Annotated in this window: 12 protein-coding genes; 7 read left to right on the plus strand and 5 right to left on the minus strand. The window is 70.3% G+C overall.

Going from position 1 to position 14,065, the window contains the following annotated elements; translation table 11 throughout:
- Positions 1–44 precede the first annotated feature (44 nt).
- Genes QWJ38_RS20875 through QWJ38_RS20900 form a run of 6 tightly spaced genes read left to right on the plus strand, consistent with a single transcriptional unit; the run spans position 45 to position 6,407 of the window.
- Complete coding sequence (locus QWJ38_RS20875) at positions 45–1,052, plus strand: Bug family tripartite tricarboxylate transporter substrate binding protein (RefSeq protein ID WP_290361070.1); 1,008 nt, start codon at positions 45–47, stop codon at positions 1,050–1,052.
- 3 nt (positions 1,053–1,055) lie between these two features.
- Positions 1,056–2,381: an enolase C-terminal domain-like protein gene (locus tag QWJ38_RS20880; protein WP_290361071.1), complete on the plus strand. Its 1,326-nt coding sequence runs from the start codon at positions 1,056–1,058 to the stop codon at positions 2,379–2,381.
- 30 nt (positions 2,382–2,411) lie between these two features.
- Positions 2,412–3,374 carry a Bug family tripartite tricarboxylate transporter substrate binding protein gene (locus tag QWJ38_RS20885; RefSeq protein ID WP_290361072.1) on the plus strand — a complete coding sequence of 321 codons (963 nt, stop codon included), beginning with the start codon at positions 2,412–2,414 and terminating at the stop codon, positions 3,372–3,374.
- Between the two features lie 14 nt (positions 3,375–3,388).
- Complete coding sequence (gene garL, locus QWJ38_RS20890) at positions 3,389–4,177, plus strand: 2-dehydro-3-deoxyglucarate aldolase (protein WP_290361073.1); 789 nt, start codon at positions 3,389–3,391, stop codon at positions 4,175–4,177.
- A 21-nt stretch (positions 4,178–4,198) separates the two neighbouring features.
- Positions 4,199–5,095 carry a 2-hydroxy-3-oxopropionate reductase gene (locus QWJ38_RS20895; RefSeq protein WP_290361074.1) on the plus strand — a complete coding sequence of 299 codons (897 nt, stop codon included), beginning with the start codon at positions 4,199–4,201 and terminating at the stop codon, positions 5,093–5,095.
- Between the two features lie 7 nt (positions 5,096–5,102).
- A complete protein-coding gene (locus tag QWJ38_RS20900; RefSeq protein ID WP_290361075.1) occupies positions 5,103–6,407 on the plus strand; it encodes a glycerate kinase type-2 family protein in 1,305 nt (434 codons plus the stop codon).
- Positions 6,408–6,650: 243 nt separating this feature from the next.
- Here the strand turns inward: QWJ38_RS20900 and QWJ38_RS20905 are convergent, their stop codons facing one another.
- The 3 genes from QWJ38_RS20905 to QWJ38_RS20915 all read right to left on the minus strand — a co-directional run bounded on the left by QWJ38_RS20905 (position 6,651) and on the right by QWJ38_RS20915 (position 9,624).
- Positions 6,651–7,397 carry a substrate-binding periplasmic protein gene (locus QWJ38_RS20905; RefSeq protein ID WP_290361076.1) on the minus strand — a complete coding sequence of 249 codons (747 nt, stop codon included), beginning with the start codon at positions 7,395–7,397 and terminating at the stop codon, positions 6,651–6,653.
- Between the two features lie 133 nt (positions 7,398–7,530).
- A complete protein-coding gene (locus tag QWJ38_RS20910) occupies positions 7,531–8,148 on the minus strand; it encodes a peptidoglycan recognition protein family protein (protein ID WP_290361077.1) in 618 nt (205 codons plus the stop codon).
- Positions 8,149–8,178: 30 nt separating this feature from the next.
- Entirely contained in the window at positions 8,179–9,624 is a 1,446-nt protein-coding gene (locus tag QWJ38_RS20915) for a cytochrome P450 (RefSeq protein WP_290361078.1), read from the minus strand.
- Positions 9,625–9,733: 109 nt separating this feature from the next.
- Here QWJ38_RS20915 and QWJ38_RS20920 point away from each other — a divergent pair, with 109 nt between their 5' ends.
- Positions 9,734–10,198: a GNAT family N-acetyltransferase gene (locus tag QWJ38_RS20920; RefSeq protein ID WP_290361079.1), complete on the plus strand. Its 465-nt coding sequence runs from the start codon at positions 9,734–9,736 to the stop codon at positions 10,196–10,198.
- Here QWJ38_RS20920 and xdhB read toward each other — a convergent pair.
- Entirely contained in the window at positions 10,179–12,515 is a 2,337-nt protein-coding gene (gene xdhB, locus QWJ38_RS20925; protein ID WP_290361080.1) for a xanthine dehydrogenase molybdopterin binding subunit, read from the minus strand. The two genes, QWJ38_RS20920 and xdhB, sit on opposite strands and share 20 nt — an antisense overlap.
- On the minus strand, positions 12,512–14,047 hold the full coding sequence (gene xdhA, locus QWJ38_RS20930; RefSeq protein ID WP_290361081.1) for a xanthine dehydrogenase small subunit: 1,536 nt from the start codon (positions 14,045–14,047) through the stop codon (positions 12,512–12,514). Before xdhA ends, xdhB begins: the two co-directional genes overlap by 4 nt.
- Between the last annotated feature and the right edge of the window lie 18 nt (positions 14,048–14,065).

Raw genomic sequence — 14,065 nt, forward strand, 5'->3', positions numbered from 1 at the left:
TGCAGTTGTATGATGACTGACAACATCAGACGGAGACAAGTTCGATGACGCCTCGTTCGCTTCCTTCTTCCTCTTTCCATGGTCGCCGGCCGCTGCTGCGGCTGCTGGGCGGCCTGGCTCTGGGTCTGAGCCTGGGCCTGCCGGCGCTGGCCGCCTATCCGGACAAGCCGGTCACCCTGGTCGTGCCCTTCCCGCCGGGCGGCTCCACCGATTCGCTGGCCCGCGCGATCGCGCCCAAGCTGCAGGAGAAGCTGGGCCAGACCGTCGTGGTCGAGAACAAGCCGGGCGCGACCGGCACCATGGGCACGGCCCAGGTCAAGCGCACGGCGGCCGACGGCTACACCCTGCTGGTGTCGTCCCTCGGTCCCTTCGTGATCGCCCCGCATCTGATCAAGGGCGTGCAGTACGACGCCTTGAAAGACCTGGACCTGCTGACGGTGGCCGTGCAGGCACCGAATGTGCTGGTGGTGCCGGCGGCGTCCAAGCTGACTTCGGTGGCCGATGTGATCGCGCAGCAGAAGAAGGAACCCGGCAAGCTGAGCTTCGCGTCGAGCGGCAATGGCTCCTCCGACCACCTGACGGTCGAGCTGTTCTGGCAGCAGACCGGGACCTCGGGCCTGCACGTGCCCTACAAGGGCGGCGCACCGGCGATCACCGATCTGCTGGGCGGTCAGGTCGACGCCTCCTTCCAGAACATCAACGCGGTGCTGCAGCACATCCAGAGCGGCAAGCTCCGCGCGCTGGCCGTCACCGGCGACAAGCGCTCCGCCGTGCTGCCCAATGTGCCGACCCTGGCCGAGGCCGGCGCCAAGGGCGTCGACGTCTACTCCTGGCAGGGCGTGGCCGCGCCGGCGGGCCTGCCGCCGGCGGTGCGCACGCAGATCGTCGCGGCCTTGCAGGCGGCGCTGAACGATGCGGCCGTCAAGCAGAAGAACGCCGAGATCGGTATCGAGACGGTGGCCAACACGCCGGAGCAGGCGCAGGCCTTCCAGAAGAGCGAGTTCGCGCGCTGGAAGAAGGTCATCGAGACCGGAAAAATCACGGCGGACTGAGTGATGAGCACGACTCCGACGATCAAGACAGCGCGCGTGATCCCGGTCGCCGGGCGCGACGGCATGCTGATGAACCTGAGCGGCGCCCATGGGCCCTTCTTCACCCGCAATCTGCTGCTTCTGGAGGACAGCGCCGGGCACACCGGCGTGGCCGAGGTGCCCGGCGGCGAGTCCATCCGCCAGACCTTGGAAGAGGCCTCGGCGCTCTTGATCGGCCAGCCGGTCGCGCGCTGGAATGCCTTGCTGCAGCTGGTGCGCGAGCGCTTCGCCGACCGCGACGCCGGCGGCCGCGGCCTGCAGACCTTCGATCTGCGCACGACCATCCATGTGCTGACGGCGGTCGAGTGCGCGCTGCTGGACCTGCTGGGCCAGCATCTCGGCGTGCCGGTCTGCGAGCTGCTGGGCGAGGGCCGGCAGCGCGACAAGGTGCCGATGCTGGGCTATCTGTTCTTCGTCGGCGATGCCGGCAAGACCGATCTGCCCTATGTGCGCGAAGACCGGGCTGGCGGCTGGCTGCACCAGCGCCACCAGACCGCGCTGACGCCCGAGGCCATCGTCGCCCAGGCCGAGGCGGCCCAGGCCCGCTACGGCTTCGCCGACTTCAAGCTCAAGGGCGGGGTGCTGGCCGGCGAGGCCGAGGTCGAGGCGATCAAGGCGCTCAAGGCCCGCTTCCCCGAGGCCCGCATCACGCTGGACCCGAACGGCGGCTGGCTCTTGAAGGACGCGATCCGTCTGCTGCGCGATCTGCACGGCGTGATCGCCTATGCCGAGGATCCCTGCGGCGCCGAGGACGGCTTCTCCGGCCGCGAGGTGATGGCCGAATTCCGCCGCGCGACCGGCCTGCCGACGGCGACCAATATGGTGGCCACCGACTGGCGCCAGCTGGTCCATTCGCTGGCCCTGCAGTCGGTCGACATCCCGCTGGCCGACCCGCATTTCTGGACGATGAGCGGCGCGGTGCGCGTCGCCCAGACCTGCCGCGACCAGGGCCTGACCTGGGGCTCGCACAGCAACAACCATTTCGATGTCTCGCTGGCCATGTTCACCCACGCGGCCGCCGCCGCGCCGGGGCGGCTGACCGCGATCGACACCCACTGGATCTGGCAGGACGGCCAGTTCCTGACCGAAGCCCCGCTGCAGATCGTCGGCGGCGAGGTGGCGGTGCCGACGGTGCCGGGCCTGGGCGTCAAGCTGGACATGGCCGCCGTCGAAAAGGCGCATCAGCTCTATATGCAGCATGGCCTCGGGGCGCGTGACGACGCGGTGGCGATGCAGTACCTGATCCGCGGCTGGAAATTTGATCCGAAGCGGCCCTGCCTGCTGCGCTGAGGCGTCACCCCTTTCTTTCGGAGACAAGCAATGCAAGACAGAACGATCCGGCGCACGCTCGCCGCCTTGGCCCTCACGCTGCCGGCGCTGGCCCTGGCCCAGGCCTGGCCCACGAAGGCGCTGCGCATCGTCGTGCCCTACACGCCGGGCGGCAGCTCGGACATCATCGCCCGCGCCATCAGCCAGCCGCTGTCCGAGGCGCTGAAGCAGCCGGTGATCGTCGAGAACAAGGCCGGCGCCAGCGGCAATCTGGGCGCCGACTTCGTCGCCAAGGCCAATGACGGCCACACGCTGCTCTTGTGCGACGTGACGGCGCTGGCGATCAGCCCCTCGGTCTATACCAAGCTGCCCTTCGATCCCAGCAAGGACCTGAAGGGTGCGGCGATGCTGGCCTATTCGCCGCATATGCTGGTCGTCCACCCCTCCGTGCCGGCCAACAATCTGAAGGAACTGGTCGCGCTGTCCAAGACCAGCAAGCTCGACTTCGCCGTCACCGCGATCGGCAGCGCGCCGCATGTGGCCGGCCTGGCCGTCGCCGCGGCCACCGGCGCGAAGTGGGAGTACATCCCCTACAAGGGCGGCTCGCAGGCGGTGACCGACACCATCGCCGGCCAGACCCAGGTGCTGATGAACGGCATGCTGGCGACCCTGCCGCATGTGCAGAACGGCAAGCTGAAGGTGCTGGGCGTGTCCAAGGCGACGCGCGTGCCGCTGCTGCCCAACGTGCCTACGATCGCCGAGCAGGGCGCGCCGGGCTTCGAGTCGGGCACCTGGCAGGGCGTGCTGGTGCCGGCCGGAATGCCGGCCGCCGATGTGGCCAGGCTCTCGGCCGAGCTGGTGCGCATCATCCGCAGCCCCGAGATCCGCTCGCGCCTGAGCGCCCAGGGCGCCGAGGTCTTCACGATGAACCCGGCCGAGTTCGGCTCCTTCTTCGCCAAGGAGCGCAAGAACTGGTCGGCCGTCGTGGCCAAGAACAATATCAAGCTGGACTGAGAGCGAGCCCCGCCATGCCGACGCCCACCACCCCCTACTGCCCCTTTCCGAACAGCTTCCGCCAGCGCCTGCTGGCGGGCGAGCAGCTGATCGGCTGCTGGTGTTCGCTGGCCAACCCGATCAGCACCGAGGTGCTGGGCGTGGCCGGCTTCGACTGGCTGCTGCTGGACGGCGAGCATTCGCCCAACGAGGTGAGCAGCTTCGTGCCGCAGCTGATGGCGCTGAAAGACAGCGTCAGCGCGCCGGTCGTGCGGCCCTCGTCCAACAACGCGGTCGAGATCAAGCGCCTGCTGGACGCCGGCTTCTACAACTTCCTCGTGCCCTTCGTCGAGAGCGCCGAGGAAGCCAGGCGCGCCGTGGCCGCGACCCGCTATCCGCCGCAAGGCATACGCGGCGTCTCGGTGGCGCAGCGCAGCAACCGCTATGGCACGGTGCCCGGCTACTTCCAGGGCATCAACGAGCAGATCAGCGTGATCGTGCAGATCGAGAGCCGCGCCGGCGTGGCCGCGGTGGCCGAGATCGCGGCGGTCGACGGCGTCGACTGCATCTTCATCGGTCCCTCGGACCTGGCGGCCGGCTACGGCCAGCTCGGCAATCCGCTGCATCCCGAGGTGCAGGCGGCGATGGCCGAGATCTTTGCCGCCTGCCAGGCGGCCGGCAAGGCGGTCGGCATCCTGGCGCCGGTCGAGGCCGATGCGCGCCGCTATATCGAGCAGGGCGCCCGCTTCGTCGCCGTCGGCAGCGATCTGGGCGTGTTCCGCGGCGCGACGCAGGCGCTGCGCGACAAGTTCAAGCAAGACTGAAGATTCAGAGGAAAACCAGCAATGAGCATCAAGATCGGCTTCATCGGCCTGGGCATCATGGGCGCGCCGATGGCGGCGCGGCTGGCGGCGGGCGGCCATCCGCTCTTCGTCCATACCCGCGGCGCGCTGCGGGAAGAGGTGAAGGCGGCCGGCGCCACCGTCTGCGCCAGCGCCGCCGAGGTCGCGCGCGCGGCGGACGTGATCATCACCATGGTGCCGGACACGCCCGATGTCGAGAAGGTGCTGTTCGGCGAGGGCGGCGTGGCGCAAGGGCTCTCCGCCGGAAAAACCGTCGTCGACATGAGCTCGATCGCGCCGCTGCAGACGCAGGACTTCGCCCGCCGCATCGAGGCGCTGGGCGCCGACTGGCTGGACGCGCCGGTCTCCGGCGGCGAGGTCGGCGCCAAGGCCGGCAGCCTGACCATCATGGTCGGCGGCAGGCAGCCGGTGTTCGACCGGATCAAGCCGCTGTTCGAGCTGATGGGCAAGAACATCACCCGCGTCGGCGAGGCCGGCGCCGGCCAGATCTGCAAGGTCGCCAATCAGATCATCGTCGCGCTGAACATCGCGGCGGTCGGCGAGGCGCTGGTGTTCGCGAGCAAGGCCGGCGCCGACCCGGCCAAGGTGCGCGAGGCGCTGATGGGCGGCTTCGCCTCCAGCCGCATCCTCGAGGTGCATGGCGAACGGATGATCAAGCGGACCTTCAATCCGGGCTTTCGCATCGGCCTGCACCAGAAGGACCTGAACCTGGCGCTGCAGAGCGCCAAGAGCCTGTCGCTGGCCCTGCCCGGCACCGCCAACGCGGCTCAGCTGATGCAGGCCTGCGCCGCCCAGGGCTGGGACCAGCTCGACCATTCGGCGCTGGTGCGCGCGCTGGAACTGATGGGAGCCCACGAGCTCGGCGGCGCGTCCGCATAATCGGCGCATGAGCTCCGACCCGCTGCTGCAGGACCCGAAGGCGCTGCTGCGCCATCTCTACGATGTGGCGGTGGCGCGCGCGCTGCCGGCCCGCATGCTGGCGGCCGCGCTGCCGCCGCCGCCTGATCCGGCCCGGGGCCGCACCCTGGTGCTGGGCGCCGGCAAGGCCGGCGGCGCGATGGCGCAGGCGCTGGAGGCGGCCTGGCCGTCGCATGCCAAGCTCGACGGCCTGGTGATCACCCGCTACGGCCATCGCCCGCCGGACTACGAACCGCGCCGCATCAGGCTGGTCGAGGCCGCGCACCCGGTGCCCGACGCGGCCGGCCAGCAGGCGGCCGCGCAGATGCTGGCGTTGACGCAAGGCCTGACCCCGGACGATCTGGTGATCTGCCTGATCTCCGGCGGCGGCTCGGCCTTGCTGAGCCTGCCCGCGCCGGGTCTCACGCTGGAGGACAAGCAGGCGATCAACCGCGCGCTGCTGAAGAGCGGGGCGGCGATCGGCGAGATGAACTGCGTGCGCAAGCACCTGTCGGCGATCAAGGGCGGGCGGCTGGCCGCCGCCTGCGCGCCGGCGCGTGTCGTCAGCTTGCTGATCAGCGACGTGCCCGGCGACGACCCGGCCGTGATCGCCTCCGGCCCGACGGTGGCCGACGCGACGAGCTGCGCCGATGCGCTGGCGATCTGCGAGCGCTACCGGATCGACTTGCCCAGGGCGGCGCGGGAGGGCCTGGAGTCGGGCGCCTTCGAGACGCCCAAGCCCGGCGACCCGCGCCTGGCCGGCCACGAGCTGCGCATGCTGGCCACGCCGCAGCAAAGCCTGGAGGCGGCCGCCGAGGCGGCACGCGCCCTGGGCCTCGCCGCCTACATCCTCAGCGACGAGATCGAGGGCGAATCGCGCGAGGTCGGCCTGGTGCATGCGGCCCTGGCCCGCGCGGTCCAGCGCCGCGACCAGCCCTTCGCCAAGCCCTGCGTGATCCTCTCCGGCGGCGAGACGACGGTGACGGTGAAGGCCAAGGGCGGTCGGGGCGGGCGGGCCACCGAATTCCTGCTCGGCTGCGCGCTGGGCCTGAACGGCGAGCCCGGCATCCATGTGCTGGCCGCCGACACCGACGGCATCGACGGCATCGAGGACAACGCCGGCGCCATCGTCACGCCCACAAGCCTGGCGCGGGCTGCAGCGCTCGGGCTGAACGCGCGCAAGGAGCTCGATGCCAACAACGGCTACGGCTTCTTCGCGCCGCTGGGTGACCTGGTCTCGCCCGGGCCGACCTTCACCAACGTCAACGATTTCAGGGCGATGCTGGTGCGCTGAGCCCGAGCGTCTGGTCGCCGGAACCATCGGCGATCGTGCGGGCTCGTCCTACAGCGCCGCGCGGCGCGGGATGACGCCGCCCGGGCGCGCGCGGGCTTAGGCTGACATCGTCCTCCCCGAGAAGCCTGCAGGCCGGCAAGGCAACTACCCCCAAGGCCTTGGTGATATCGGGGACGACAGGACCCAGCCCTCAAGGCTGGGTCTTTCTTTGTCCGCCTGCCTGCGTGTCGAGCGATCTACCGTCTACTCTTCGTAGCGCCGCGTCATCGCGCTCAGCTCGCCGCTCTGCTTCAGCCGGTCCAGCGCCTGCTGCCAGCGCGAGACCTCGTCCGCCGGGGTCTGGCGCGACAAGGCGATATAGCCCACGGTGGTGGTCAGCATGACCGGCGTGCGGACCACGCTGGCGTCCGGCAGGCCGGCCTCGTTCAGGCGCTGCACCATGCCCGGGCTGGTCGCCGCGGCGATCAGCTGCACGCGGCCGGCGGCCAGCATGCGCAGGCAGGCGCTGTAGCTGCCGGTGCGCGTCAGCTGCGTGAAGCCGGCCCGGCTGAGGAACTCGTCGTGCACATTGCCCTTGAGCACGCAGACCGAGAGGGCGCGCGCATCGTCGAGACTGCGCACCTGGGTCGGGCGCGCGGCGCTTTCGAACAGATAGTCGCTTTCGCGGCTGATCGGCCCCACCCATTGCACGGTGTCTTCGCGCTCGGGCGTGCGGTTCAGATTGAAGAAGACCACGCCGGGATGGCGCTGCACGGTCTGCAGGCCGCGCGCGAAGGGCACCTCGTGGATGAAGCCGTCGATGCCCAGTTCCGAGCGCAGGCGCCGGACCAGCTCCAGGTAATAGGCCCGCTTGCCGGCATGCTCGCGGCCGCGCAGTTCGCCGCCGACCATCGACACCTGGCCGCCCAGGCTGTGCGTGTAGATATCCCAGGAATCGGCGGCGGCGAAGGCCGGGCAGAGCCAGACCAGCCAGATCAATATCGTTCTCATCTCGGCGGATTCGGAGCTCGGTCGCTCCCTCTGCGCCGACTATGGCGATTCCGGCGCGGCCGCACATTCAGACTCACCCTAGGCGTCGTGACTTCCGGCCTCGGTGTTTTCGCTGAGTGGCCGGGGCGCTCGCCTACAGCGGCGGCGCCGGCTGTCCGGCCATGCGCGCCGCGACCGCGCGCCTCAGCCAGCCGTTTTCCAGATAGGCATAGAGATTCCTGCCGGGGCACACCGTCTGCGCGCTGTAGTCCTTGTGCGAGGCGATCAGCTCCGGGCTCAGGCGATGGGCGCGGGCCAGCCAGGCCATCAGCTCGGCCGTCGCCAGCAGCTGTTCGCGGCTCGGTTCGACCTCCTCGAAATTGCCCAGCAGCATCACCAGCGCATGGCCGCGCGGGTCGTACTCGGTATTGGTGTCGCCGGCCTGCTCGGGCGGGCGCGCGGCATAGATGCGGCCGTCCGGCGCGATCACGTAGTGGTAGGGGATGTCGGCCCAGCGCTTGCTCAGCCGCGACCATTGCTGCAGCCGGCGCAGATAGGCGGCCGGATCATGGCCGACAACCCAGGTCTCGCCCTGGTGGTGCAGGGTGATACGGCTGATCGTCTGCCGCGCGCCGCTCGCCGGGCCGGGCTCGCCGCCCCAGGCAGCGACCGGGATGATGGCCGGCGGCGGTGGCGGCGTGGCGGCGCAGGCGGCCAGCAGCAAGGGCAGGGCGGCCAGCAGGCCGCGGCGGAGCAGGGCAGCGCGCATCATGGGCCGCAGTCTCGCACCAGCGCCGGCCGGCTAGCGGCGGCGCTCGGCCAGCCGGATCTTCAGCCCCAGCGGAAACATGGTGAAGGCGAAACGCTCCTGCGGCGGCGAGCCGTCGGCGGTGGCGACCGAGCCCAGCTCGAAGTTGCGCGCCAGCATGGCCAGCACCATCTTCATCTCCAGCATCGCCAGATAGCGGCCCGGGCACAGCCGCGGGCCGGCGCCGAAGGGCAGGGAGGCCTTCAGCAGCGCATGGGCCGGCTCCTCGCCCGGCGCGGCGGCCTGCCAGCGCTGCGGCCGGTAGTCGGCCGCGTCGCCGACCAGGGCGGTATCGACGGCGCCGGGCCGCGTCAGGCAGATCAGCTTGGCGCCTCGCGGCAGGGCGATGCCGCCGAACACCCGATCGCGATTGCTTTCCATCAGCGACAGCGGCGCCACCGGCCGCAGCCGCATCGATTCGTTGACGGCCCGCTCGATCGCTTCCAGCGCGCGTGCCTGCTCGAAGCTGCGCGGCATGTCCGCCTCGCCCAGCGCCGCGTCGACGGCGGCGACCAGCCGCTCCCATTCGGGGCGATGCGTGTGCAGCAGGTGCAGGGTCCAGCCCAGCGTGTGGGCGGTGGTGTCTTCGCCGGCCAGCAGCACGGTCAGCACATTGCCCAGCAGGTCCGCCTCGGAGAGGCCGCCGCCCTCCTCATCGCGCGCGGCGATCAGCGCCTCCAGCAGATTGTTCGGCTGCTCGCGCAGCGCCGGATCGCGCGCGATGCGCTCGCGCGCCTGCGCGATCAGCCGCCGCGCGGCCTCGTGGACCTGTTGCAGATGGCGGTCGAAGCGGCGGTCGGCCGGCAGCTTGAAGACGCGCCACCAGGGGACGGGCGCGAAGATGCGCTTGCCCAGCATCGGGAAGATCTGGTCCAGATGGCCTTGCAGCGCATCGTCGGGCCGCTGCAAGGTGTTCATGTCGATGCCGAAGGCCAGGCCCGCGGTCACGTCGACCGTGTAATGCATCAGCACCGTCTGCAGGTCCAGCGCCTCGCCGCTGCGCGCCGCCTCGGCCAGGCAGGCGCGCAGACGTTCGGTGACGCGCAGCAGCGAGGGGAAGTAGCGCTTCAGATGGCCGGGGTCGAAGGCCGCCATCACCAGCTTGCGCTGGCGCCGCCAGTCCTCGCCCTCGGCCGAGAACAGACCATGGCCGCCGATCTCGGCGATCACCCGCTGCATGGCCGGCAGGCGCCGCCAGCCCTCGGGCCGCTCGCGCATCGCCTCCAGCACCAGATCGGCCCGCGCGACCACCAGCGCCTCGCTCGGCCCGAGGCGCAGGCGGTAGACCGGCCCGTAGTCGCGCGCCCATTGCTCGAGCTGCTGGTGCATGCGGGCCGGCTCGATCTGGGCCAGATTGCCCAGCAGCGGCAGTGGCCGCGGGCCGGGCAGCGAGGACAGCGGGCGCCCGACGGCGTCGGGCTTGGCGATCGATGCATCCATGATGGCGACTCCCGATGGCGGCGGCTCGATTCTGAACGGTGGCGGCCGACAATGGCACCGATCTTGCGAGCCTTTATCGTTTCATCCATCAACCGAACAAGGGACAGATATGTCGGCTCAAGAAATCCGCCTTGACGACCTGACGGGGCCGGAGATCCACGCGCTGCTGGAGGAGCATCTGCGGAATATGCGCGCGCTGTCGCCGCCGGAGAGCGTGCATGCGCTGGACCTGGACGCGCTGCGCCGGCCCGAGATCAGCTTCTGGACCCTGTGGTCCGAGGGCCAGCTGCTCGGCTGTGGCGCGCTGAAGTCGCTCGGCGATGGCCACGGCGAGATCAAGTCGATGCGCACCGCTATGGCACATCGCCGCAAGGGCGCGGCGCGCGCGATCCTGGTCCATATCGTCGAGGAGTCGCGGCGCCGCGGCTACACGCGGCTGAGCCTGGAGACCGGCCCGCGCGAGGGCTTCGCGCCGGCCCATGCGCTGTACGAGAGCTTCGGCTTCGAGCGCTGCGGGCCCTTCGCCGGCTATGCCGAGGATCCGTTCAGCGTCTTCATGACGCGGGCGCTCTGAGGGCCTCGACGGCGTCCAGCACCGCTTCGGCCGTCGCCGGCGCGCGCAAGAGCGGATCGCAGCGCTCCGCGCCCGTCGAGGCGATGGCATCCTTGATCGCCAGCAGCACCGAGAAGGGCAGCAGCAGCGGCGGCTCGCCGACCGCCTTCGAGCGGTGGATGCTGTCGGCGCGATTCGGCTGGTCGAAGAGCTGCACGCGGAAGTCCGGCGGGCTGTCGTTGGCGGTGGGGATCTTGTAGGTGCTCGGTGCATGCGTGCTCAGCATGCCGGTCTTCGGATGCCACACGAGTTCTTCCATGGTCAGCCAGCCCATGCCCTGCACGAAGGCGCCCTCGACCTGGCCGATGTCCAGCGCGGGGTTCAGCGACTGGCCGACGTCGTGCAGCACGTCGGCGCGGGTCACGCGGCTCTCGCCGCTGAGCGTGTCGATCAGCACCTCGGCGACGGCCGCGCCATAGGCGTAGTAGAAGAAGGGCTTGCCCTGCAGCTTCGTGCGGTCCCAGTGCAGGCCCGGCGTCGCGTAGAAGCCGTCGCTCCAGAGCTGAACGCGCTCCAGATAGGCCTTGGCGACCAGCTCCTTGAAGGCGATCGCCTGGTCGCCCAGCTGCACCAGCCCGCCGCCGAAGCGCACGTCCTCGGCCGCGCCGCCCAGCAGCCGAGCGGCCAGCGCGGCCAGGCGCAGGCGGATCTGGCGCGCGGCGTCCTGCGCCGCCTTGCCGTTCAGATCGCTGCCGGTCGAGGCGGCCGTGGCCGAGGTGTTGGCCACCTTGTGCGTGTCGGTGGCGCTGGCGCGCACGTCTTCGAGCGCGATGCCCAGCTCGTGCGCGACGACCTGGGCCACCTTGGTGTTGAGCCCCTGGCCCATCTCGGTGCCGCCATGGTTCACCAGCACCGAACCGTCGGTGTAGACATGGACCAGGGCGCCGGCCTGGTTCAGATGGACGACGTTGAAGGAGATGCCGAACTTGACCGGGGTGAGCGCCAGGCCCTTCTTCAATACCGGGCTCTGGGCGTTGAAGGCGGCGATGTCGGCGCGGCGAGCGTGATAGCCGCTGGTCTCGATCAAACGGTCGGTCAGCGGCTGCAGGATGTTGTCCTCGACCCGCTGGCCGTAGGGGGTCAGGTCATGCCCATCACGATAGAAATTGCGCTGCCGCACCAGCAAGGGATCGAGGCCCAGCCGCCGTGCGACCGAGTCGATGATCATCTCGATCGCCAGCGCGCCCTGCGGGCCGCCGAAGCCGCGGAAGGCCGTGTTGCTCTGCGTGTTCGTTTTCGCGCAATAGCCGTGCAGGGCCACATTCGGCAGCCAGTAGGCATTGTCGAAATGGCACAGCGCGCGGGCCATCACCGGCGCCGACAGATCGGCCGAGTGGCCGCAGTTGGAGATCAGATCGACCTCGGCGGCGAGGATATGGCCCTCGTCGTCGTAGCCGACGCTCCAGCGGTAGTCGAAGCCATGGCGCCGGCCAGTGATCAGGAAATCGTCGTCGCGGTCGATGCGCAGCTTGACCGGCCGGCGCAGCCGGCTCGCGGCCAGCGCGGCCACGCAGGCGAACAAGGCCGACTGCGATTCCTTGCCGCCGAAGCCGCCGCCCATGCGCCGGCATTGCACCTGCACCTGGGCCGCGCTCCAGCCCAGTGCATGGGCGACCAGCTGCTGCATCTCGCTGGGATGCTGGGTCGAGCAGTGCAGCAGCAGACCCTTGTTCTCCTGCGGCAGCGCGTAGCTGATCTGGCCCTCCAGATAGAACTGCTCCTGGCCGCCGACGGCCCACTCGCCGTCCAGCCGGTGCGGCGCGCTCGCCAGCGCGGCCTGCGCATCGCCGCGGCTCATGTGCATGGGCGGCAGCACGTACTGACCTTTGGCGTGGGCGGCCTTGGCTGTCAGCACCGGCTCCAGCGCCTCGAACCTGATCACCTGCTTGGCCAGCGAGGCGGCGCGGCGCGCCAGCTCGCGATCGCTGGCAATGATGGCGAACACCGGCTGGCCCAGATAGCGCAGCTCACCCTCGGCCAGGATCGGGTCGTCGTGGACCAGCGGGCCGCAGTTGTTCTCGCCGGGGAAGTCGGCGGCCGTCAGCACCGCGACGACGCCGGGCTGCTGCTTCAGCAGTTCGACATCGATGGACAGCAGCCGCCCATGCGCGACCGACGACAGGCCCAGGGCCGCATGCAGCGTGCCCTGGGCCTCGGCGATGTCATCGGTGTAGACGGCCTCGCCGCTGACGTGCAGGGCGGCCGACTCGTGGGCACGGCTGACGCCGACCTGGGGCAGGGCGGTCGTATCGACGGGAAGATCGAGCGGCTTGTTCATGCGGCGGCGCTCCTGGTGAACGAGACGGCCTGCCAGACGCTTAGCGCCGGTGCCGGCAGCGGCGCCTCCTCGCGGGTTTCCAGCCACAGCCGTCTGAACAGATTCTGCGCCACCCGCATGCGGTAGGCGGCGCTGGCCCGCATATCGTCCAGCGGCTTGAAGTCCTCGGCCAGCGCGGCCGCGGCGGCCGCGACCGTTGTTTCGTTCCAAGCCTGTCCCAGCACGGCGGCCTCCGCCTTGGCCGCTCGCCTGACGATGGCCGCCATGCCGCCGAAGGCGAAGCGCGCTTCGGCGACCACGCCGTCCGCCAGCCGCAGCGCCAGCCCGGCGCAGACGGCCGAGATGTCGCTGTCGTAGCGCTTGGCGATCTTGTAGGCGCGCAGGCGCAGGTCCGCGGCGGGCAGGGGCACAAGCAGCGCCTCGAGGAACTCGCCGGGCTGCAAGGCGTTCTTCATATAGTCCAGATAGAAGTCCTGCAGCGGCAGACGGCGCTGCACGGCGCCGCGGCGCAGCACGATGTCGGCGCCCAGCGCGATCAGCGCCGGCGCGCCATCGCCGATCGGCGAGCCGTTGGCGATATTGCCGCCCAGCGTGCCGGCATTGCGCACCGGCTTGGAGGCGAAGCGCAGCCACAGCTCGCGCAGCGGCGCTGCGATCGCGCTCAGCGCGGCCCAGGCCTCTTCCAGCGCCGCCCCGGCGCCTATCCAGAGGCCGGGTCGGCCGGCATCGTCGAAGGCCTGAGGGCGGATCTCGCGCAGCTCGGCGATGTTGCCCAGATAAATCAGCTCGCCGACATCGCGGAACTGCTTGTTGACCCAGAGTCCGATATCGGTCGAGCCGGCCAGGAGCCGCGCCTCGGGCCTGGCCTCGCGCAGCGCGGCCAGCTCGGCCAGCGTGCGCGGCGCATGGAAATGATCGATGCGGCCGCCGAAGGCGGGGCTCGGTGCCGCATAGTGCAGCGGCGCGTCGTCGCGCAGCGCCTGCAGCGCGGCGCGGATCGGCGCGCGGTCGAGGCGCTGCGGCGGGGCCTCGAACATCTGCTCGCCGGCATCGAGGATGGGCCGGTAACCGGTGCAGCGGCACAGATTACCGGCCAGCTCGTCGGCCAGCTCTTGGCGCGTCGGCCGCGTGCCGGCCTCGCCGTGCTGCTCGTAGCAGGCCTGCAGGCTCATCGCGAAGCCGGGCGTGCAGAAGCCGCATTGCGAGCCGTGGCAGTCGACCAGCGCCTGCTGGACCGGATTCAAGTTGTCGCTGCTGCCGAGGTCCTCGACCGTCAGCAGCGCCTTGCCGTCCAGGGTCGGCAGAAACTGGGTGCAGGCATTGACATTGCGCAGCTGCAGCGCGCCGCCGGCGTCAAGTTCGCCGAGCAGCACCGTGCAGGCGCCGCAGTCGCCCTCGGCGCAACCTTCCTTGGTGCCGGTGCAATGCGGGGCCTGCTCGCGCAGGTATTGCAGGACGGTCGTCGTCGTCGGCAGGCCGGCAATGGCGCGGATCTGGCCCTGGTGGAAGAAGCGTAGCGGTCGGTGGTCCATCGGTGGAACTTACTGCTG

It is taken from the genome of Roseateles violae, from assembly GCF_030410485.1.
In the GTDB taxonomy this organism is placed as follows: Bacteria; Pseudomonadota; Gammaproteobacteria; order Burkholderiales; family Burkholderiaceae_C; genus Roseateles_D; species Roseateles_D violae.

Coding starts and splice junctions, on each gene's coding strand:
- QWJ38_RS20910 (WP_290361077.1), bottom strand. CDS start 8,148: ATGATGCGCGCTGCCCTGCTCCGCCGCGGCCTGCTGGCCGCCCTGCCC.
- xdhA (WP_290361081.1), bottom strand. CDS start 14,047: ATGGACCACCGACCGCTACGCTTCTTCCACCAGGGCCAGATCCGCGCC.
- QWJ38_RS20875 (WP_290361070.1), top strand. CDS start 45: ATGACGCCTCGTTCGCTTCCTTCTTCCTCTTTCCATGGTCGCCGGCCG.
- QWJ38_RS20880 (WP_290361071.1), top strand. CDS start 1,056: ATGAGCACGACTCCGACGATCAAGACAGCGCGCGTGATCCCGGTCGCC.
- QWJ38_RS20920 (WP_290361079.1), top strand. CDS start 9,734: ATGTCGGCTCAAGAAATCCGCCTTGACGACCTGACGGGGCCGGAGATC.
- xdhB (WP_290361080.1), bottom strand. CDS start 12,515: ATGAACAAGCCGCTCGATCTTCCCGTCGATACGACCGCCCTGCCCCAG.
- QWJ38_RS20885 (WP_290361072.1), top strand. CDS start 2,412: ATGCAAGACAGAACGATCCGGCGCACGCTCGCCGCCTTGGCCCTCACG.
- garL (WP_290361073.1), top strand. CDS start 3,389: ATGCCGACGCCCACCACCCCCTACTGCCCCTTTCCGAACAGCTTCCGC.
- QWJ38_RS20900 (WP_290361075.1), top strand. CDS start 5,103: ATGAGCTCCGACCCGCTGCTGCAGGACCCGAAGGCGCTGCTGCGCCAT.
- QWJ38_RS20895 (WP_290361074.1), top strand. CDS start 4,199: ATGAGCATCAAGATCGGCTTCATCGGCCTGGGCATCATGGGCGCGCCG.
- QWJ38_RS20915 (WP_290361078.1), bottom strand. CDS start 9,624: ATGGATGCATCGATCGCCAAGCCCGACGCCGTCGGGCGCCCGCTGTCC.
- QWJ38_RS20905 (WP_290361076.1), bottom strand. CDS start 7,397: ATGAGAACGATATTGATCTGGCTGGTCTGGCTCTGCCCGGCCTTCGCC.